At 75.6% G+C, this 18,457-nt stretch carries 20 protein-coding genes; 13 read left to right on the top strand and 7 right to left on the bottom strand.

What is annotated here, in order from left to right:
- The first annotated feature begins 4 nt into the window (after nt 1–4).
- From FE251_RS04200 to FE251_RS04165, 8 genes are all read left to right on the top strand, one after another.
- Nucleotides 5–976 (top strand): AAA family ATPase, encoded by a 972-nt coding sequence (locus tag FE251_RS04200; protein WP_139072830.1) that lies wholly within the window; start codon nt 5–7, stop codon nt 974–976.
- Entirely contained in the window at nt 973–2,217 is a 1,245-nt protein-coding gene (locus FE251_RS04195) for a DUF58 domain-containing protein (RefSeq protein WP_139948058.1), read from the top strand. Before FE251_RS04200 ends, FE251_RS04195 begins: the two co-directional genes overlap by 4 nt.
- Nucleotides 2,214–4,697 (top strand): transglutaminase family protein, encoded by a 2,484-nt coding sequence (locus tag FE251_RS04190; RefSeq protein ID WP_139948056.1) that lies wholly within the window; start codon nt 2,214–2,216, stop codon nt 4,695–4,697. The genes FE251_RS04195 and FE251_RS04190 overlap by 4 nt, the downstream gene beginning before the upstream one ends.
- A 45-nt stretch (nt 4,698–4,742) precedes the next feature.
- The gene (locus FE251_RS04185; RefSeq protein WP_139072833.1) at nt 4,743–5,198 is read left to right on the top strand and encodes an OsmC family protein; all 456 of its coding nucleotides are present in this window, start codon (nt 4,743–4,745) and stop codon (nt 5,196–5,198) included.
- Nucleotides 5,198–5,887 (top strand): hypothetical protein, encoded by a 690-nt coding sequence (locus FE251_RS04180; protein WP_139948054.1) that lies wholly within the window; start codon nt 5,198–5,200, stop codon nt 5,885–5,887. The genes FE251_RS04185 and FE251_RS04180 overlap by 1 nt, the downstream gene beginning before the upstream one ends.
- 121 nt (nt 5,888–6,008) lie before the next feature.
- A complete protein-coding gene (locus FE251_RS04175; RefSeq protein WP_139072835.1) occupies nt 6,009–6,440 on the top strand; it encodes an Hsp20/alpha crystallin family protein in 432 nt (143 codons plus the stop codon).
- Between the two features lie 66 nt (nt 6,441–6,506).
- Complete coding sequence (locus tag FE251_RS04170; protein WP_139948053.1) at nt 6,507–7,316, top strand: thymidylate synthase; 810 nt, start codon at nt 6,507–6,509, stop codon at nt 7,314–7,316.
- Nucleotides 7,313–7,810 carry a dihydrofolate reductase gene (locus FE251_RS04165; RefSeq protein ID WP_139072837.1) on the top strand — a complete coding sequence of 166 codons (498 nt, stop codon included), beginning with the start codon at nt 7,313–7,315 and terminating at the stop codon, nt 7,808–7,810. The genes FE251_RS04170 and FE251_RS04165 overlap by 4 nt, the downstream gene beginning before the upstream one ends.
- A gap of 7 nt (nt 7,811–7,817) precedes the next feature.
- Here FE251_RS04165 and FE251_RS04160 read toward each other — a convergent pair whose 3' ends face one another.
- The 4 genes from FE251_RS04160 to FE251_RS04145 form a co-directional block, all read right to left on the bottom strand.
- Entirely contained in the window at nt 7,818–8,015 is a 198-nt protein-coding gene (locus tag FE251_RS04160) for a helix-turn-helix transcriptional regulator (protein WP_139072865.1), read from the bottom strand.
- A gap of 31 nt (nt 8,016–8,046) precedes the next feature.
- Entirely contained in the window at nt 8,047–8,925 is an 879-nt protein-coding gene (locus tag FE251_RS04155) for an ABC transporter permease (RefSeq protein ID WP_223147565.1), read from the bottom strand.
- Nucleotides 8,922–9,851 (bottom strand): ABC transporter ATP-binding protein, encoded by a 930-nt coding sequence (locus FE251_RS04150; RefSeq protein WP_139948051.1) that lies wholly within the window; start codon nt 9,849–9,851, stop codon nt 8,922–8,924. Before FE251_RS04150 ends, FE251_RS04155 begins: the two co-directional genes overlap by 4 nt.
- A gap of 198 nt (nt 9,852–10,049) precedes the next feature.
- Nucleotides 10,050–10,868, bottom strand: a complete 819-nt coding sequence (locus FE251_RS04145; protein ID WP_139948049.1) for an alpha/beta fold hydrolase — start codon at nt 10,866–10,868, stop codon at nt 10,050–10,052.
- A 35-nt stretch (nt 10,869–10,903) separates the two neighbouring features.
- Between FE251_RS04145 and FE251_RS04140 the strand changes: the two genes are divergently transcribed.
- Genes FE251_RS04140 through FE251_RS04120 form a run of 5 tightly spaced genes read left to right on the top strand, consistent with a single transcriptional unit; the run spans nt 10,904 to nt 14,949 of the window.
- Nucleotides 10,904–11,614 carry a DUF4129 domain-containing protein gene (locus tag FE251_RS04140; RefSeq protein WP_139948047.1) on the top strand — a complete coding sequence of 237 codons (711 nt, stop codon included), beginning with the start codon at nt 10,904–10,906 and terminating at the stop codon, nt 11,612–11,614.
- Complete coding sequence (locus FE251_RS04135) at nt 11,611–12,063, top strand: hypothetical protein (protein ID WP_139948045.1); 453 nt, start codon at nt 11,611–11,613, stop codon at nt 12,061–12,063. Before FE251_RS04140 ends, FE251_RS04135 begins: the two co-directional genes overlap by 4 nt.
- Nucleotides 12,060–13,052 (top strand): AAA family ATPase, encoded by a 993-nt coding sequence (locus FE251_RS04130; protein ID WP_139948043.1) that lies wholly within the window; start codon nt 12,060–12,062, stop codon nt 13,050–13,052. The genes FE251_RS04135 and FE251_RS04130 overlap by 4 nt, the downstream gene beginning before the upstream one ends.
- Entirely contained in the window at nt 13,049–14,383 is a 1,335-nt protein-coding gene (locus FE251_RS04125) for a DUF58 domain-containing protein (protein WP_139948041.1), read from the top strand. The genes FE251_RS04130 and FE251_RS04125 overlap by 4 nt, the downstream gene beginning before the upstream one ends.
- Nucleotides 14,380–14,949, top strand: coding sequence for a hypothetical protein (locus FE251_RS04120; RefSeq protein ID WP_139948039.1), 570 nt, complete (start codon nt 14,380–14,382; stop codon nt 14,947–14,949). The genes FE251_RS04125 and FE251_RS04120 overlap by 4 nt, the downstream gene beginning before the upstream one ends.
- A 15-nt stretch (nt 14,950–14,964) precedes the next feature.
- Here FE251_RS04120 and FE251_RS04115 read toward each other — a convergent pair whose 3' ends face one another.
- The 3 genes from FE251_RS04115 to FE251_RS04105 form a co-directional block, all read right to left on the bottom strand.
- Complete coding sequence (locus tag FE251_RS04115) at nt 14,965–16,521, bottom strand: ATP-binding cassette domain-containing protein (protein ID WP_139948037.1); 1,557 nt, start codon at nt 16,519–16,521, stop codon at nt 14,965–14,967.
- A 429-nt stretch (nt 16,522–16,950) separates the two neighbouring features.
- The gene (locus tag FE251_RS04110; RefSeq protein WP_139948036.1) at nt 16,951–17,829 is read right to left on the bottom strand and encodes an NAD(P)-dependent oxidoreductase; all 879 of its coding nucleotides are present in this window, start codon (nt 17,827–17,829) and stop codon (nt 16,951–16,953) included.
- Complete coding sequence (locus FE251_RS04105) at nt 17,826–18,452, bottom strand: DAK2 domain-containing protein (RefSeq protein ID WP_139948033.1); 627 nt, start codon at nt 18,450–18,452, stop codon at nt 17,826–17,828. Before FE251_RS04105 ends, FE251_RS04110 begins: the two co-directional genes overlap by 4 nt.
- Nucleotides 18,453–18,457 lie beyond the last annotated feature (5 nt).

Here is an 18,457-nt window from a genome sequence, read left to right as displayed (position 1 = left end):
GTCCATGGGGGAGGATCGGGGAGTGAGCGAACTCGACGAGGTCCAGGTCGTCGCCGCCCGGATCCAGGAGGCCATGTCCGCTGTCGTCGTGGGCAAGGACCGCGTCGTGCGCACGGCGGTGACCGTGCTCCTGGCCCAGGGCCACCTCCTCGTCGAGGACGTGCCCGGCGTCGGCAAGACGCTGCTCGCCAAGGCGCTGGGGCGCAGCATCGACTGCTCGGTCCAGCGCGTCCAGTTCACCCCGGACCTGCTGCCCAGCGACGTCACCGGCGTGAGCGTCTTCAACCAGGACGCGCGGACCTTCGAGTTCCGCCCCGGTGCGGTGTTCGCCAACATCGTCGTCGGGGACGAGATCAACCGGGCCTCCCCCAAGACGCAGTCCGCCCTGCTCGAGGCGATGGCCGAGGGGCAGGTGACCGTCGACGGCACGACCTACCGGCTCGAGGAGCCGTTCATGGTCATGGCCACCCAGAACCCCATCGAGATGGAGGGCACCTACCCGCTGCCCGAGGCGCAGCGCGACCGGTTCATGGCGCGCATCGAGATGGGCTACCCCGACCCGGCGGCGGAGCTCGCGATGATCGGCTCGCACTCGGAGACCGACCCGCTCGACGAGCTCGAGCCGGTGACCGACTCCGCGACGGTGGCGCGGCTCGTCCAGGCGGTCCGGCGGCTCTACGCGAGCCCCGCCGTGCTCCAGTACGTCGTCGACCTCGCCGTCGCCTCCCGCCACCACCCGCGGCTGCGGCTGGGCGTCTCGCCCCGGGCCGCGCTCCACCTCGTGCGCGCCGCCCGCGCCCACGCCGCCCTGGCCGGGCGTGAGCACGTCCTGCCCGACGACGTCCAGCGCCTCGCCGTGCCCGTCCTCGCCCACCGGGTCATCCTCAGCAACGACGCCCGGCTGGCCCGGGACACCGCCGAGCAGGTCCTCACCGACCTGCTGCGCGAGGTGCCCGTCCCCGCGGGAGTCCGATGAGCCGACGACCGCGCCTCACCGGCCGAGGACAGGTCTTCCTCGCGCTGGGGGTGGTGGTCGTCGCGCTCGGCACGCTGCTCGGCTTCCCGGACATCACCCGGGCGGGCGTGCTCCTCGTCTGCCTGCCGGTGCTCGCCGTCCTCGTCGGGTGGCGTCCCGCGCCGCCGGTGACCTTCCAGCGGCTCGTCGACCCCGCGCTCGTCGCCCCGGACCAGCCGGCCCGCGTCGAGCTCTCCTTCCGCGGGCGCGGCCAGCGGCTCAGCCCGCTCCAGGTCGCCGAGGAGCAGGTCGACCCGCTGCTCGGCGCCCCCCACCGCTTCCTCCTGCCGCGGATGGACCCCGGTGAGCGGCACCTCGTCACCTACACGGTCTCCTCACCGTTCCGCGGCGCCCACAAGCTCGGTCCGCTGCGGCTGGAGCGCCACGACCCGTTCGGGCTGACGACCGCCACCCTCGCGCTGCCCGGCGCCGGGCAGGTCCTCGTCCTGCCGCGCATCGAGCCCCTCGGCGCGGACCGGGTCCGCGGGGGCGGGGTGGGCCGCGAGGGGCAGGTGCCGCACATGGTCGCCCTCCACGGGGAGGACGACGTGAGCATCCGCGCCTACCGGGACGGTGACGACCTGCGCCGTGTGCACTGGCCGACCACCGCGCACCGTGGCGAGCTCATGGTGCGCCAGGAGGACCGTCCGGCGCGCCGCCGCGCCGTCCTCCTCCTCGACCCGCGCGCCGCGGCGTACCGGCACGCCGCGGAGGCCTTCGAGTGGGCGGTGCGCGCCGTCGCGTCGGTCGCGGTGCACCTCGCGCAGGACGGCTACGCGGTCCACGTCGTCGGCGCGGGAGACCCGTCCGCCACCCAGCTGGGCACCCTCCTGCGCGAGCTCGCCGTCGTCGAGCCCACCGCCCGCGACCTCACCACCCACGTGCGCGAGGCGCACGCGCTCACCTCCGAGGGCGCCGTCGTCGTCGCCGTCGTCGCCGACCGCGACCCCGAGACGGTCCTCACGCTCCCCGCGGTCCGCTCCCCCGGGAGCCTGGGGGTGGCCCTCGTCCTCGACACCCCGTCCTTCGCCGACGTCCTGCCCTCCCCGCGCGCCGACGACGGCCCTCTCGCCCCCCTGTTCACCGCGGCCGGGTGGCGCACCCGCACGGTGCGCCAGGGCGAGACCGTCGCGGCTGCCTGGGCCGTGGCCACGCGCGGCCTGGACGGGCTGCGGCCGGGCGTCCCGGCGGGGCTGCGATGACCGCCGACTGGCCCGCCGCCGTGGCCCGCGGACGGTGGGTGGACTCCCTGCTCGCGGTGGGCGCGGTCCTCGCCGTCACGTGGCCGATCGGCGGCCTGCTGTCCACCCGCCCGTGGACGGTGCCGCTCGTCGCGCTGCTCCTGCTCCTCGTCGTCGTCGGCTCCCTCGTGCGCGCCGCCCGGGTGCCCGCGTGGCTCGTCCTGCTGGCCCAGCTCCTCGCCCTCACCAGCGGCCTGGCGGTGTGGGCCCAGGAGCAGCGGCCGGGAGAGTCGGCCGTCACCGCGCTGAGCACCCTCGCGGTCCAGGGCGTGGACACGATCCAGCACTACGCCGTGCCCGCTCCCGCGACGCCGGGGCTCGTGCTCCTCGTCCTCGCCGGCACCGGGCTGCTCGCCCTGCTCGTCGAGGCGGTCGGGGTGACGTTCCGGGCCGCGGCCGTCGCCGGGGTCCCGCTCCTGCTCGTCTCCGCCGCCACCGCCTCGAGCACGGGCACGGCCCTGGACCCGCGCTACTTCCTCCTCGCCGCTGCCGCCTGGCTGCTCCTGCTCACCCAGCAGGGCCGTCGCACCCTCGCGCGCGCACAGGCACGCTCGACGGTGACGACGGTCGACAGCGGCGCCGTCACGAGCGGCGGGCTGCACCGGCTGTCGGTGACGGCGCGCGTCATGGGGCTGTCCGCGCTCGTCCTCGCCGTCGTCCTGCCCGGGGCGCTGCCCCACCTGCCACCGACCGTGCTCCTGGACCGGGCCGGGGACCCGCAGGCCGGCTCGGTGAGCTTCACCGACACCCTCGACCTCGCCGAGGACCTTGCCGACCGGTCGACCGCGCCGGTGCTGCGCTACCGCACCGACGACCCCGCTCCCCCACCGCTGCGCGTCAGCGCCACCACCCACTACGCCGACGGCCGGTGGTACCCGGCCGAGTCCGTCGCGGGCCCCGGGGACACCGAGGTCCGCACCCCCACGCAGCTGTTCCTCGCCGCACACGGCGTCGAGGTCTCCACCCAGACCGTCACCGTCACCCAGAACGGCATGCGCGCCCCCCAGCTCGCCGTGCCCTACCCGACGAGCGCGGTCGACCTCGGGGACGTCCCCTGGACGTGGGACCCGGTGAGCGAGGCGGTCGGGGTGGAGGCGGCGCCACGCACCTACGAGGCCTCCTACCTCAAGCTCGGGCCCCTGACGACGCTGCCGGACAGCGTCGGCGCCCCGCCGCAGCGCCTGCTCGACGTCGTGCCCGTCACGGAGGTCCAGGAGGACGGCGGGGGCTGGGAGATGCACCTGTCCCGCGACGGACAGCCGGTCGAGTTCGTCCAGCCCGACGGGACCCGCCAACGCCCGTTCACGGACGGCAGCGTCGAGATCGTCGCGCCGGACGGCACGGCGGTGCGCACGTTCTGGGGTGTCGACGCCGCGGACGACGCCCTCCACGTCGACCCGCGGTCCGCCGACCGGGTCCGCGCGCTGGCCACCGAGATCACCGCAGGGCTGACCAACCAGGTCGAGATCGCGCTGGAGATCCAGCGCTACCTGCGCGGACCGGACTTCACCTACTCCCTCACCCTCGCCGACCCCGTCGCGGGTCCCGACGGCGAGCCGCTCGACCCGCTGTCCCACTTCCTGGAGACCAAGCAGGGCTACTGCACCCAGTTCGCCACCGCGATGGTCATGCTCGCCCGGGCCACCGGCATCCCCGCCCGGCTCGCCGTCGGCTTCCTGCCGGGCAGCGAGGGCCTGGACGGCACCCGCACCGTCGTGGCCTCCGACGCCCACGCCTGGCCCGAGCTCTACGTCAACGGGCTCGGCTGGACGCGCTTCGAGCCGACGCCGAGCTCCCGCGCCGGGTCGGCGCCGTTCTACGCCACCCCGGGCAACGAGGAGGAGGTGCCCACGGTCGGTGCCGACCCCACCGCCGGGCGGCCGACCCCGTCCGCGGCGGCCGTGGACGCGCTCGACCCGCGCGGCGGCGGCACGTCGCTGGGGTGGTGGGACCGCAACGGGCGGACGGTGGGGCAGGTGGCCCTCGGGCTCGCCGGTCTGGCCGCGCTCCTGTCCGTCGTCCCGCTGGCCGGGGCCTGGCGGCGGTGGCGGCTGCGTCACGGCCCCGACGTGACCCAACAGATCGAGGGCGAGTGGGCGGGCCTCGTCACCGGGCTCGCCGACCTCGGCGTTCCCCCACCGGACGAGGCGGCCACGCCCCGCGGGCTGCGCGACCACTACGCGCGCGAGCTCGCCGCCGACCCGCCCACGCTCGAGGCGCTCACCCGCGCCTCCGCCCGGCTCGAGGCCGCCCGCTACGCCCCTCGCCCGCCCTCCCTCGGGACGATGGGCGAGGACGTGCGCACGGTCCTCGACTGGCGCCGCCGCCACACTCCCCGCGGTCGGCGGCTGGGTGCAGCGCTCCTGCCGGCCGACGGCACCACCCACCTCCGGTCCCTGCTCCCCGGCTCCCGCCCGGCCGCCGTCGACCCGGTCCGCTGAGCCCTGCGAGCGGCGGGCCGGTGCGCCCCGTGCCACGATCGGGGCATGAGCGACACGACGACCCAGGACGAACCCGCTGCCCGCGCGCTGTGGGCCGAACGACAGGGCGGGCCCGTGTACGTCGCCCGCAACGAGCGCGGGGCGCAGGTGCGCATCGGCAGCGGCGACACCGAGGGCGTCTTCTCCCCCGGTGAGCTGCTGAAGATCGCCCTGGCCACCTGCACCGCGCTGTCGACCGACCACGTCCTGCGCAGCCGGCTCGGTGAGGACTTCCCCGCCGTCGTCGGCGTCTCCTCCACCGGCGTCGAGGGCGAGAACCGGTACGGGCACCTCGCCGTCGAGCTCCTCCTCGACCTCGCCGACCTCGAGGAGGGCAAGCGCGCCGCCCTGCCCGAGCGGGTCGAGCGCACCTCCGCGCGCCTGTGCACGGTCGGGCGCACACTCAAGGCCGGGGCCGACTACGACCTCACGGTGACCGACGAACCCATCCGGGAGCGCTGATGACCCAGATCGCCCTGCCTGCCCAGACCGAGGACGAGTCCGCCCCGAACCTCCTCGAACGGCTCGTCGACCGCGCCGTCGCCTCCGGGGAGGAGCGCTCACGCCGCCAGGTCGAGCGGCTCACCCGCCGCCACCCACGTGCCTCGGCCGCCGACGTCGTCGCGATCCTCGAGCACCGCTACCGCCGGCGGGTCAAGACGCTGAGCGCCGCCGTCGGCCTCACCGCGGCGGTGCCGGGCGTGGGCACCGGGATCGCCGCCGTGCTCACCGCCGCGAACGTCGGCACGTTCCTGCGCATGAGCACGACCTTCGTCGGCTCCGTCGCGCGCGTCCACGGCGTGCCGCTCGAGGACGCCGACCGCCGCCGCACCCTCGTCCTGGGCGCGCTGCTCGGTGAGGACGGCGCGCGAGCGGTCACCGGCGACCTCGGGGTGAGCAGCCTCTACTGGGGCCGCGGTGTCCTCGGTCGCCTGCCGCTGGGCACGGTCCGCGCCGTGAACAAGGGCCTCTCGCGGCGCCTCGTGCGCTCGGCCACCGAGCGGACCGGCGCCCTGCTCCTCGGGCGGCTCGCTCCCTTCGGGGTCGGCGCCGTCGTCGGCTGGATGCTCGGACGCGGCCTGTCGAACCAGGTGGTCACCGGGGTCCGGGCCGCTCTCGGCCCCGTCCCCGCAGGTCAGTCCATGAATTGAGCCTGCTCGGCTCAACTCTTTCGCGGCAGGCGAACTCGGCTGGCACTCTCGCCTCCCGAGTGCCAGCATTGTCCTCGACGGCGTCCCACCCCGGGCGCCTGGGACCGAAGGAGGGACATTCATGGCACTCTTCACCGACCCGCTGCGGGACATGGACCGCGTGGTCAACAGCGTCCTGCGTCAGGCACCCGCATCGGCCGCGATGCCGCTGGACCTGTACCGCCGCGGTGAGTCCTTCACCGCACAGATCGACCTGCCGGGAGTCGACCCGTCGACGATCGACATCGACGTCGAGGACCGCACGCTCACCGTCCGGGCCGAGCGCACGAGCGTCACCGGCGAGGACATCCAGTGGCTCTCGCACGAGCGCCCCACCGGCACGTTCGCCCGTCAGCTCGTGCTCGGCGCCGGCCTCGCGCTGGACCGCATCGACGCCGACTACTCCGACGGCGTCCTCACCCTGACGATCCCGGTGGCCGAGGAGGCCAAGCCGCGCAAGATCCAGGTCTCCCACACCCCGCGGACCATCGAGCAGGACACCCCGCAGGCCTGAGCCGTTCTCCCCGACGGGCCGCCGCACCGATCACCCGGGCGGCGGCCCTCGGCATACGATGGCGCGGTGACCACCGCTCCTGTCGCCACGCCCTACGAGGACCTCCTGCGCCACGTGCTCGAGCACGGGACCCCCAAGGCCGACCGCACCGGCACCGGCACCCGCAGCGTCTTCGGGCACCAGATGCGCTTCGACCTCACCGCCGGCTTCCCGCTCGTCACGACCAAGCGCGTGTTCCTCCGCGGCGTCGTCGAGGAGCTGCTGTGGTTCCTGCGCGGGGAGCGCAACGCCCGCCCGCTGCAGGACAAGGGCGTGCACATCTGGGACGAGTGGGCCGCCGAGGACGGCGACCTCGGGCCCGTCTACGGCTACCAGTGGCGCTCGTGGCCCACGCCCGGCGGCGGCCACGTCGACCAGCTCGCCGAGGTGCTGCGCACCCTGCGGGAGAACCCCGACTCCCGGCGGATGATCGTCTCGGCGTGGAACGTCGCCGACCTCGACGCCATGGCCCTGGCCCCTTGCCACGCCTTCTTCCAGTTCTACGTGGCCGACGGGCGCCTGTCGCTCCAGGTGTACCAGCGCTCGGCCGACCTCTTCCTCGGGGTGCCGTTCAACATCGCGTCCTACGCCCTGCTCACCCACATGGTCGCCCAGCAGGTGGGCCTCGAGGTCGGTGACCTCGTGTGGACCGGCGGGGACTGCCACATCTACGACAACCACGTCGACCAGGTGCGCGAGCAGCTGAGCCGCGAGCCATACCCGCTGCCCCGGCTCGAGCTGCGCAAGGCGGCGTCCCTGTTCGACTACACGTTCGAGGACGTCGTCGTCCACGACTACCGCCACCACCCCGCGATCAAGGCGCCGGTGGCCGTATGACGCTCGGGATGATCTGGGCCCAGGCCCACGACCGCGTCATCGGCCGCGACAACGACCTGCCCTGGCACCTGCCCGAGGACCTGCGCCACTTCCGCCGCACGACGGCGGGTGACGCCGTCGTCATGGGCCGACGCCAGTGGGAGTCGCTGCCGGAGCGCATCCGCCCGCTGCCCGGCCGGCGCAACGTCGTCCTCACCCGCAACCCCGACTACGACGCCCCCGGCGCCGAGGTCGTCACCGACCTCGAGGCCGCGCTCGCGCTCGTCTCCGAGGAGGACGCGTGGATCTGCGGCGGCGCGCAGGTGTACGAGGCCGCCCTGGACCACGCCGACCTCCTCGTCGTCACCGAGATCGACCACGCCGTCGAGGGCGACCGCTACGCCCCGCCGATCGGCCCGCAGTGGCGCGTCACCGAGCAGGACCCCGCCGACGGCGGCTGGCACGTCGCCGAGAACGGCATGCGCTTCCGCATCCTCACCTACCGCCGCGACTGACCGCGCCTCACCCCGGGCCGATCTTGGGGAAGGGCTCCAGGGAGAAGACGAACTCGAGCGGGACGCCGAAGTAGGCGCTGATGCGCAGCGCGAGGTGCAGGCTCGGGGCGTACTCACCGCGCTCGAGGTACCCGACCGTCTGGTAGTGCACGCCCAGGGCCTCGGCGAGCTCACGCCGGGTGACGCCGCGCTCAACCCGGAGCATGGCGATGCGGTTGTGGACGACGTCGGTGGGCTCAGACACGCTGCAGCTGCTTCTCCCGGCCGGCCTGGACGACGGAGCCGGACTCCCGGCGGGCCATCCGTCGCAGGAGGACGGGGGCCAGCACGACGCCGACGACCGCCCACAGACCGAGCACGCCGAAGACCTCCAGCGTGCGCCAGCTCTGCCCGAGCTCGATGGCCACGGCGGAGTCCGGGAGCAGCGCGCCGCGCAGGCCGAGCCCCATCCAGTACATCGGGGTGAGCTGACCGACCACCTGGGCCCAGCCCGGGATCTGGGAGATGGGGAAGAAGACGCCGGAGACGTAGACCAGCCCGGCGATGACCAGCATCCCCCACCCGCCGACGGCGCGCGGACTGCGGAACACCGAGCCCACCGCGAAGCCGATCGGGACGCAGGCGACGAGCCCGAGCAGGAGCACGGCGACCATGACCGCGATGCCCTCCGGGCCGGCGGAGCCCCACAGGCCCGGGACGAGGAGGGTCGCCGGGACCGACAGGAGGAGGACGTTGAGGGCGACCTCGAGCGTCCCGCGGGTGGTCTGGCCGACGACGTAGCCGCGCATGCCGTGCGGGACCGACTTGGCCCGGAGCAGGGTGCCGTCCTCGCGCTCGGTGGCGACCTGCGTCGCCAGCCCGTAGGAGGCGGAGAACATCGTGCTGAAGGCGAGCACGCCGGGGAAGATGAGGAGCGCGGCGGTGATGCCGGTGCCCTGGATCTCGTTGTCCCGGTTGAGCCACATGACGACGACGAAGACCGCCGCGCCGATGACGTAGTAGGCGACGTCGTCCGGGGCGCGCAGGGAGTTGCGCATCTCGATCCAGCCGCGGCGGGCCCCGACCCGCACGGCGTTCGTCGTGGCGTTCGTCGTGGCGTTCGTCGTGGCGTTCATCGGGCTGCCTCCACTCGTGCCGGTGCCGCCTGCTCCTCGCGACGCCGGGCGTCGCTGCGGGCGACCATCGTGAGGTAGGTGTCCTCCAGGGTCGTGCGCCGCACCTCGAGGTCGCGCACGTCGTCGTGACGGGCCAGCAGCTCGCGGGTGAACGCGGTGCCGTCCTCGGTGGCGTGGACGTGGCGCTGGCCCCCGGACGTCCAGCGGACCTCGGTGCGCCCGGCGACCTGGCGGGCGAGCTGCTCGGCACTGCCGTCCGCCACGATCCGGCCGTCGTCGAGGATGAGGATCCGGTCGGCGAGCCGCTCCGCCTCGGCGAGGTCGTGCGTGGTGAGGAGGATGGTCGTGTCCTCGAGGTCGCTCAGCCGGTGGATGAGGTCGTGGAAGTCGCGCCGGGCGACCGGGTCGAACCCGGCGGTCGGCTCGTCGAGGAAGAGGAGGCGCGGGCGGCCGACGATCCCGATCGCGACGTCGAGGCGACGGCGCTGGCCACCGGAGAGCTTCTTCACCTGCTGGTCGGCCTGCGGGGCGAGGCCGACCCGCTCGAGCAGCTCGTCGGCCGCGTAGGGACGCTCGCGCCCGGCCTCGGAGTAGGGCCGGTAGTAGGCCCCGTAGTGCTCGACGAGCTCGCGGACCGTCCAGCGGCCGTGGTCCCGCCAGGACTGCAGGACGACGCCGACGTCGGCGCGCCACCCCTCGTCCGCCTGGGCGGGGTCCTGCCCCAGGACGCGCGCCCGCCCGCCGGACGGGAGCCGGAAGCCCTCGAGGACCTCGATCGTCGTCGTCTTCCCGGCACCGTTGGGACCGAGGAGGACGACGACCTCGCCGCGGCGGACCTGGAGGTCCACGCCGTCGAGCACGTCCTTGGCGCCGTAGCGCATGCGCAGACCGCTGACCTCGATGACGGTCTCGGTTGCTGCGACCATGGTCGCCCCCCTCTGTCGTAGTGACAAGATGGAATGTAGCAGGAGTGCTACATCCGCGGAACCCCCTCCTGGACTCCCCCTCCCCCGCGACAGCCGACTTCCGCCCGACAGCCGACTTCCGCCCGACAGCCGACTTCCGCCCGACAGCCGACTTCCGCCCGACAGCCGACTTCCGCGCGGCGTCGACGCGGACCTCTCTCAGGGCACGCTACGGACGCGCGCGAGGACGGCACCGGCGACGGCGTCGGGGGCGAGCTCGGGCAGCCAGTGCCCGCCGGGCACCGGGAGGAACTCGTAGGGGCCCAGGGCGAACCGCGCCGTGGCCCGAGCGGCGACCGGTCCGAGGAAGGGGTCCGCCTCGCCCCAGACGTACGTCGTGGGGACGGTGACCGGGCGGGGGGCGAGCCGGCTGAGCGGGACGGCGCGGTACCAGTTGAGGGCCCCGCGCGCCGCCCCCGGCTCACGCATCCGCTCCTCGTAGTGCCGTGCGGTCGCCTCGGGCAGGCCGGTGCCCGCGAGCGCCGGCACGAGCCGTCGGCGCACCACCTGCTCGGGCAGCCACGGCAGCTGGAAGAAGCCCATGTACGTCGAGCGCAGCGCCTGGTCCGAGCGCGGCAGCGACCACCTCATCGCCCCGGGGTGGGGCGTGGAGACGACGGTGAGCGAGGCGACCCGCTCGGGGTGGGCCCAGCCCAGCGCCCAGGCCACGCCCCCGCCCCAGTCGTGGCCGACGACGTGCGCCCTGTCGACCCCCGCGGCGTCGAGGACCGCGAGCGCGTCGGCGACGAGGTGCTCCAGGCGGTAGGCGGCCCGCTGCGGCGGGCGGGCGCCGGGTGAGTAGCCGCGCTGGTCGAAGGCGATCGTGCGCAGCCCGGCGGACCGCAGCAGCGGGACGACCCGACGCCAGCTCGTCAGGTCCTGCGGGAAGCCGTGGAGGAGCAGCACGGGTGGCCCGCTGCCCGCATCCTCGACGTCGAGGACCAGTCGGCCACGGCGCACGCGCCCTCGCTCATTCATCCGGCCACCGTAGGCGCCGCGGGTACCGTGTGCCCATGGACGGTGGAGACGGGGCTGTGACGCGCCGCCGTCCCTCGCCGCTGCTGCCGCTCCTCGCCGGCGTCGTCGCGCTCGCCGTCGTCGCCGGGTCCGCCGTGTCAGGACCGTGGCGCCTCCCCGACCGGGACGTCACCCCTCCCCTCCCGTCCGAGGCACCGACCGCCCCGACGCCGACGGCAACGGCCGACCTCGCCCCTCCCCCCGAGCCCACGGAGGGCGGGGTGCCGCTCACCCTCGTCCTCGCCGTCATCGGCCTCCTCCTGCTCTTCCTCCTCCTGCGTACCTTCCTGCGACGGGCCACGCTGGCCCGGGGCACCACCGGGGCGACCTACGAGGCCGCACGCGGGACCGTCGCGGCCGCGGACGCCGAGCCGGAGCCCGACCTGCCCGCCCTCCGGCGCGGCGTGGCCGCGGCGCGCGAGGTGCTCGCGGCCCGCGCCGAGCCGGACGACGCGATCATCGCCGCGTGGCTCGAGCTCGAGGCGGCCGCGGCGAGCTCGGGCGTCGTCCGCCGACCCTCGGACACCCCGACCGAGCTCACCACCGCGGTGCTCGACGCGACGAGCGCCGACCCCGACGCCACCCGCGGGCTGCTTCGTCTCTACCACCGCGCCCGGTTCGCGCCCCATGCCGTCATGACGGCCGACGACGTCGCCGCCGCGCGGCACTGCCTCGAGCGGCTCGCCGAGTCCTGGGAGGGCCGGTGAGCGCAGCGCGCGCAGCCGCGACCGCGGCCGCCGTCGCCGTGGTCGTCGCGGTCATGGCGCTCATCGGGTTCGCCGGGGTCAACATCGCGCTCGCCGCCGTCACCACCGCCGCCCTGGGCACCCTGCTCGGCCACCGCGACCTCGGGCGGGACGTCACGCTGCCCGGGCTGCGCGACGCGGAACGATCCGGCCACCGGCACGAGGCGGCCCGGATCTCCTGGTCCCTCACCGACGCGGACGGCCGCGTGAGCGAGCACGGGCTGCGCGAGCTGCGCGCCGTCGCCGCCGGCCGGCTGCGCACCGCGGGGATCGACCCGTCCGACGCCACCGCGGCCCGCGCCGCCGTCGGCGAGCGCGCCTGGACCACCCTCACCGCCTCCTCCCCACCGACCGTGCGGGCGCTGGACGCCTGCCTCACCGCCCTCGAGAACCTGGAGCCGCGCCGATGACCGAGCCGACCCGCCCCCTGCCCGTCGCCGACGTCGCCGCCCTGGGCGGGGAGGTGCTGCGCGAGGTGGGCACCGCCGTCGTCGGCATGACCCAGCCGCTGCGCCTGGCGCTGGCGGCGATCCTCGCGGGCGGGCACGTGCTCTTCGAGGACGTGCCCGGCCTCGGCAAGACCCTCGCCGCGCGCTCGCTGGCGACCGCGCTCGGCCTGGACTTCCGGCGGCTGCAGTGCACCCCGGACCTCCTGCCGGCCGACATCACCGGCTCCTACGTCTACGACCCCGCGACGGCGGGGTTCGCCTTCCGCCCCGGGCCGGTGTTCACCGGCCTGCTGCTCGCCGACGAGATCAACCGCACCGCCCCCAAGACCCAGTCCGCGCTGCTCGAGGCGATGGCCGAGCGCCAGGTGTCAGTCGAGGGCACGAGCTTCCCCCTGCCCGCACCGTTCCACGTCATGGCGACGTCCAACCCGGTGGAGTACGAGGGGACATACCCGCTGCCCGAGGCGCAGCTCGACCGGTTCATGGTCCGGCTCGCCGTCGGCTACCCCACGGCGGAGGCGGAGACCGAGGTCCTGCACCGCCGGCTGGCCCGCCGCCGGGAACGGGCGGACGTCGGGCAGGTCGTGACGCCCGAGCAGCTGCTGGCCATGCAGGCCGGGGTCGAGGCGGTCGACGTCGAGCGCGACGTCATCGAGTACTGCGTCGCGCTCGCCGCGGCCACCCGCGGGCACCAGGCGGTGGAGGTCGGTGCCTCCCCTCGCGGCTCCCAGGCGCTCGTGCTCGTGGGGCGGGCGCTCGCGGTGCTCGACGGGCGAGACTTCGTCACCCCGGAGGACGTCAAGGCCGTCGCCGTGCCCGCGCTGGCCCACCGCCTCACCCTCACGGCGGCCGCCTGGGCCGGGGGCACGCAGCCGCGCAGCGTCGTCGACGCCCTGCTCGCCTCGGTGCCGGGCCCCGCGAGCACCCGACAGGGCGTGCCCGTCAGGTGAGCGCCCCCCGTCCGGTGCGGCACGGGTCCACCAGTCGCTGGCTGCCGCTCACCCACCTCACCGCCCCGCTCGTCCTCGGAACCCTCGTGCTCGTCGCCGGGGCCGTGCTCGCGCGACCGGACGTCGCCGCCCTCGGCGTCGCCCCCCTCGTCGGCGGGGTGTGGCAGTGGTCGCAGCGTCCACGCGGGCCGCTCGAGGTCGACCTGCGCGCACCGGGCCAGCTCACCGTGCGCAGCGAGCTGCGCGCACCTGCCCGGGTCACCGCGCCCCAGGGGGTGCGCGCCGCCCGGGTGCGCGCCTCCAGCCCCGGCACCCGCCCCGAGGAGCGGCTCGTGCGGCTGACGCCGGGCGAGCCACGGGACCTCACGCTCACGACGACGAGCGTGCGCACCGGGGAGAACGAGCTCTTCCGGCTCGACGTCGTCGGGCTGGGGGCCGGGCAGGCCACCGCCGGCGAGGTCGTCACGGTGGGACCGGTGAGCGTCCTCGTCCTGCCCGGCCACCGGCCGCTCGCCGAGCTGCCGCTCCCCTTCCGGCTCCAGGGCCTCGTCGGACCGCACCCGGCACGGCGCATCGGCGACGGCGAGGAGCTCCACGACGTCAGTCTCTTCACCCCCGGGGACCGCCTGCGCCGCATCGACTGGCGCACCAGCGCCCGCCGCGGGGTCCACGGCGGCCGGCTGCAGGACCTCTACGTGCGCCGCACCCAGTCGACCGCGGAGGCGACGGTCGTCCTCGTCATCGACTCGCGCGACGACGTCGGGCCCGACGTCGCGACGTGGGCCGGCGGCCGGGAGGTGCTCACCAGCGACGTCACGTCCCTCGACATGGCGAGGGAGGCCGCCGCCTCCCTCGCGCGCGCCTACCTCGACCATGGCGACCGGGTGGGGCTGGAGGACCTCGGCCTGCGTCGCCGGCCGGTCCGGCCCGGTGGCGGGCGCCGGCACCTCGAGCGGATCGTGCGGCGGCTGGCGCTGTCCGCGCCGGAGGGCACGCCCCGGCCGCGGGTGCGGGCACCCCAGGTGCCGTCCGGGGCGCTCGTCGTCGTGCTGTCGACGTTCCTCGACGAGGAGGCCGCCCGGATGGCGGTCGAGTGGCGCCACCAGGGCCACCGGGTCCTCGCCGTGGACGTCCTGCCGCCCGTGCGGGGCGCGCAGCTGCGGGTCCACCTCCTCATGGCCCACCGCATGGTCTCGCTGCGCCGCGAGGACCGGCTGACGATGCTGCGCCGCAGCGGGGTCGAGGTCGTGCCGTGGGCGCAGGACGCACCGGCCGGTGGCAGTGCCCGGCTGGCCACGCTCGCCCGGCAGCGGCACGGGGCGCCGCGATGAGGGCCCGCCCGGCACTGCAGGAGGCCCGGTCCTCGTGGCGCGCGCTGTCCGCCCGCGGGCGCGGCACTCCGCCGCCGCGGACCTCGGTGCGCACCGCGCGCAGCGTGCCCGCCCTCGTCCTGCGGCTCGCGCTCCTGCTCCTGTGCCTCGCCGCAGGTGTGGCCCTGACGGCGAGCCAGGCGCAGTGGTGGGTGCTTCTCGTCGCGGGCCTCCTCGTCGCGGCGCGCCCGCACGCGGCGCTCGTCTCGCTCGCCGCGGCGGTCCTCGTGGGGATGCTCGCGGTGTCCGGTGCGCACCCGTGGCAGCTGCCGGTGCTCGTGCTCCTCACCCACTCGCTCCTGCGGCTCGGCGCCCTCACCGACGCCGTCGCCTGGCAGGGACGGGTCGAGCTCGGCGTGCTGCGGGACGCGGTGGGCGGGTTCCTCGCCGTGCAGGCCGTCGCCCAGGCGGCCGCGGCGCTCGCCCTCCTGCTCGACGACGCCGCACCCGTCCCGTGGCTCACCGTCCTCGCCGTCGCCGGGCTGGGCGCCCTGGGCTGGGCGCTCGTGCGAGACCTGCGCGCCTGACCCGCTCGTGCCCCGTCAGGCCACCTGCTCGAGCCGCCCGTCGGCGGTGAGGCGGACGACGGCGTCGAGGGCGAGACGGTCGAGGAAGGCACCGTCGTGGCTCACGACGAGCAGCCCCCCGCGGTAGACGGTGAGCGCCCCGACGAGCCGGTCGACGCTCGGGATGTCGAGGTCGTTCGTCGGCTCGTCGAGGACGAGCAGCTCCGGCGGCGGGTCGGCGAGCAGCAGCCGCGCGAGCGCGACACGGAAGCGCTCTCCACCGGACAGGCTCCCGACGGGGCGGTCGACCGTGTCCCCGCGGACGAGCAGCCGGGCCAGCCGGCGGCGGACCTCACCCGGTGGCACGTCCGGGGCGGCCACGCGCACGACGTCGAGCACCGAGGCGTCCTCGGGGAGGTCGACCTGCTGCGGGAGGTAGCCGACGCGGACCGTGAGCCGCGGGACCAGGCCGCGCAGCAGCGTCGTCTTCCCCACGCCGTTCGCCCCGACGAGGGCGATGCGCTCGGGCCCCTGGAGGACGACGTCGCGTCCGTCGCTGCTCGGCAGACGCGCGAGCCGGCGGCCGCGGGGCACGTGCGGGTCGGGCAGGTCGACGCGGATCGTGTCGTCGTCCCGCACCGCGTCCGCGGTGAGGTCGACCGTCGCACGGGCCGCCTCCAGCCGGCCGGCCAGCGCGTCCCTGCGCGCGCCCTGCGAGCGCTCCGCCGCGTTCTTGCGACCGCCGAGGACGATGGGCGGGTACCTGCCCTCGGCACGGTCGGTGCGCCCCTGCCGACGGCTGTGCGCGAACCGCTCCTCGGCCCTCACCTGCTCACGCTGCACCTTGCGCAGCGCCTGGTCGGCGGTGCGCAGCGCCTGGCGGGCAGCCTCCTGCTGCGTGCCCACCCACTCCCGGTAGTCGCTGTACGGGCCGCCGAACGTCGTGAGCGCGCCGGCGCGCAGCTCGGCCGTCTCGTCCACGAGGTCGAGCAGCGTGAGGTCGTGGCTGACCACGACCAGCGTGCCGTGCCACTGCCGCACGACGTCGTAGACGCGCTCGCGCGAGTCGAGGTCGAGGTTGTTCGTCGGCTCGTCGAGCAGCGCGACGTCCGCCCGGCGCAGCAGCAGCCCGGCGAGGGCGGCGAGCACCGCCTCCCCTCCCGACAGCGCGGTGACCGGGCGGTCGAGGTCGGCGGGCAGGTCGAGGGCCGCGAGCTGGGCGGCCGCGCGGCCCTCGACGTCCCAGTCGGTGCCGACGGCGTCGTAGTGGGCCGGGTCGACCGACCCTGCCTCGACGGCGCGCAGCGCGTCGCGGGTGACGCGCACGCCGAGGAGGTCGGCGAGGGTCGCTCCGGGTGCGCGGGTGAGCCGTTGCGGCAGGTGGTCGACGCTGCCGGTGACGGCGAGCGAGCCGCCGGTGGGCGTGAGCCGGCCGGCGACGAGGCGGAGCAGCGTGGACTTGCCGGCGCCGTTGGCACCGACGAGCCCGGTGCGCCCGCGACCGAACGCGCCGCTCACCCGGTCGAGGGCGGAGGTGCCGTCGGGCCAGGCGAAGGACACGTCGTGCAGGACGACGGAGGGGCTGGTGGACACGGGAGGACCTTCCGGGTGCGGGACGTCGCGCCGCGCCCGGGGGGGGCGTCAGCGCGCTGGAGAGGTGGTCTCCGGTCCTGTCATCGCAGTCCTCTGCTCCGTCCCCTCACACACGCGGCCGGCCCGCGGGGACACGAGGCAGTGTGCAGGGGCGCCACCCGCGCGGCCAAGCGATTTCCGGGCGCGGTCCAGCCGCGTGCGGCCACCCGGACCCACGTCGCCGAGACGGCCGAGGACCTCCGGGTCCTGCGCGGCGGCCCGCGACCCGGGCGTTGTCCACGACATCGTCGTGCTCGCGCCGCGAGGGACGCGCGCGGCCGGGCGCCGCCACCTCTCGGGCCGTCACCACGCCCCGTGCCGAGCCGGCGTCGTGACCGGCCGTCCGCGGGCGGCACGTCCGGCGTTCCGGACGTGCTGCCCGCGGACGGGTCAGGGCTGTGCCAGGGACACGCCGGCGCGGCCGGCGAGCACGCGGATCAGCGCCGAGGCGTTCTGCCCACCGAGCCCGGCCGCCATCGCGTCCTCCAGCGTCTGCGCCACGACCCCGACGCCCGGAACCGGTGCGCCCACCCGTCCGGCCAGGTCCTCGATGAGGCCCACGTCCTTGTGCATGAGGCGGAGCGCGAACGCCGGGGAGTAGTCGTCGGCGAGCACGGCCGCACCGACACCGTCGTAGATCGGCGTGCGGAAGTCCGCCACCGAGACGACGTCGAGCACCGTGCGCAAGTCGAGCCCGGCCGCGCGCGCCAGCGTGAGCGCCTCACCCAGGGACTGGAGCTGCGCCGCGACGAGCAGGTTTCCCACCAGCTTCATGCGCACGCCCGAGGTGGCGGGCCCCAGGTGGTGCACCGTGGCGCTGACGGCCTCGAGCGCCGGCCGCGCCCGGTCGAGGGCACCGGCGTCGCCGCCGACCACCACCCACAGCCCGCCGGACGCCGCCTCGCCCCTGGAGCCGAAGACGGGGGCGTCGAGCAGGTCGACGTCCCGCTCGGCGAACGCGGCGTGCTCCTCCTCGCTCAGCGAGAGGCTGACGGTGGACATGTCCACCACCACCGTCGGTGCCGCGACGTGCGCGAGCACACCCCCCGCCCCGAGCGCGACGTCGCGCACGGCGGCGTCGTCGGACAGGCAGTAGAGCACGACGTCCTGGCCCCGCACGGCCTCGGCGATCGACCCTGCCGAGCGCGCGCCGGCCACGCCGGACACCTCCGAGCGGTTCCACACGGTCACCGCGTGACCGGCGGAGACGAGGTTGGTGGCCATGCCCCGCCCCATCGTCCCCAGCCCGAGGACGGCGACGGCGCTCATCCGACAGCCGCGACCCCGGCCTGCTGCCAGGACTGCAGGAAGCGCAGCATCGCCGTCGCTCCCGGGTCCTGCAGGCCGATGCTGCGCTCCTGGAGCCAGGAGGCCCGGCCACGCCGGGACTGGAGGCCACGGGTCTCGACGACGGCCTGCTCGGCCGCCGCGATCGCGTCGGCGATCCCCGTCTCGCCGTCCCGGGCCCCTGCCAGCGCGTCGGCGGCGGGCATGATGGCGTCGAGGATCGTCTTGTCGCCGAGCTGTGTCTTGCCGCGCTGGGCGATGTTCTCCCCCGCCGCCCGGACGAACGCCGCTGCAGCGGCGACGTCGACGTCCTCGACGTCGGCCCAGGACTTGGAGCCCGCGAGGAGTCCGCCGGCGACCAGCGCCGCCATGGTGGAGGGGTTCGCGTTGGCGAACGCCTTGGCGGCCGCGCGCGCGATCTCGGCCGGGGTCGCCTCGGGCGAGATGTGGTTCAGCGCCTCGATGACGGCGTTCGCGCCGAGCGTGACCGTGATGCCGAGGTCGCCGTCACCCAGCGCCTGGTCGAGGTCGCGCAGCTCGTCGGCGTAGCCGACCAGCTCGGCGAGGCTGCGCTGGATCGTGCCGATGAGGGTGGTGGAGTGCATGGTTC

Source organism: Georgenia wutianyii (genome assembly GCF_006349365.1).
In the GTDB taxonomy this organism is placed as follows: Bacteria; Actinomycetota; Actinomycetes; order Actinomycetales; family Actinomycetaceae; genus Oceanitalea; species Oceanitalea wutianyii.
This window is presented reverse-complemented; position numbering and strand designations above follow the sequence as displayed.

Excerpts from the sequence above, each read along its gene's own strand:
- FE251_RS04200 (WP_139072830.1), top strand. The coding sequence starts at position 5 with ATGGGGGAGGATCGGGGAGTGAGCGAACTCGACGAGGTCCAGGTCGTC.
- FE251_RS04195 (WP_139948058.1), top strand. The coding sequence starts at position 973 with ATGAGCCGACGACCGCGCCTCACCGGCCGAGGACAGGTCTTCCTCGCG.
- FE251_RS04190 (WP_139948056.1), top strand. The coding sequence starts at position 2,214 with ATGACCGCCGACTGGCCCGCCGCCGTGGCCCGCGGACGGTGGGTGGAC.
- FE251_RS04185 (WP_139072833.1), top strand. The coding sequence starts at position 4,743 with ATGAGCGACACGACGACCCAGGACGAACCCGCTGCCCGCGCGCTGTGG.
- FE251_RS04180 (WP_139948054.1), top strand. The coding sequence starts at position 5,198 with ATGACCCAGATCGCCCTGCCTGCCCAGACCGAGGACGAGTCCGCCCCG.
- FE251_RS04175 (WP_139072835.1), top strand. The coding sequence starts at position 6,009 with ATGGCACTCTTCACCGACCCGCTGCGGGACATGGACCGCGTGGTCAAC.
- FE251_RS04165 (WP_139072837.1), top strand. The coding sequence starts at position 7,313 with ATGACGCTCGGGATGATCTGGGCCCAGGCCCACGACCGCGTCATCGGC.
- FE251_RS04160 (WP_139072865.1), bottom strand. The coding sequence starts at position 8,015 with ATGCTCCGGGTTGAGCGCGGCGTCACCCGGCGTGAGCTCGCCGAGGCC.
- FE251_RS04155 (WP_223147565.1), bottom strand. The coding sequence starts at position 8,925 with ATGAACGCCACGACGAACGCCACGACGAACGCCACGACGAACGCCGTG.
- FE251_RS04150 (WP_139948051.1), bottom strand. The coding sequence starts at position 9,851 with ATGGTCGCAGCAACCGAGACCGTCATCGAGGTCAGCGGTCTGCGCATG.
- FE251_RS04145 (WP_139948049.1), bottom strand. The coding sequence starts at position 10,868 with ATGAATGAGCGAGGGCGCGTGCGCCGTGGCCGACTGGTCCTCGACGTC.
- FE251_RS04140 (WP_139948047.1), top strand. The coding sequence starts at position 10,904 with ATGGACGGTGGAGACGGGGCTGTGACGCGCCGCCGTCCCTCGCCGCTG.
- FE251_RS04130 (WP_139948043.1), top strand. The coding sequence starts at position 12,060 with ATGACCGAGCCGACCCGCCCCCTGCCCGTCGCCGACGTCGCCGCCCTG.
- FE251_RS04120 (WP_139948039.1), top strand. The coding sequence starts at position 14,380 with ATGAGGGCCCGCCCGGCACTGCAGGAGGCCCGGTCCTCGTGGCGCGCG.
- FE251_RS04110 (WP_139948036.1), bottom strand. The coding sequence starts at position 17,829 with ATGAGCGCCGTCGCCGTCCTCGGGCTGGGGACGATGGGGCGGGGCATG.
- FE251_RS04105 (WP_139948033.1), bottom strand. The coding sequence starts at position 18,452 with ATGCACTCCACCACCCTCATCGGCACGATCCAGCGCAGCCTCGCCGAG.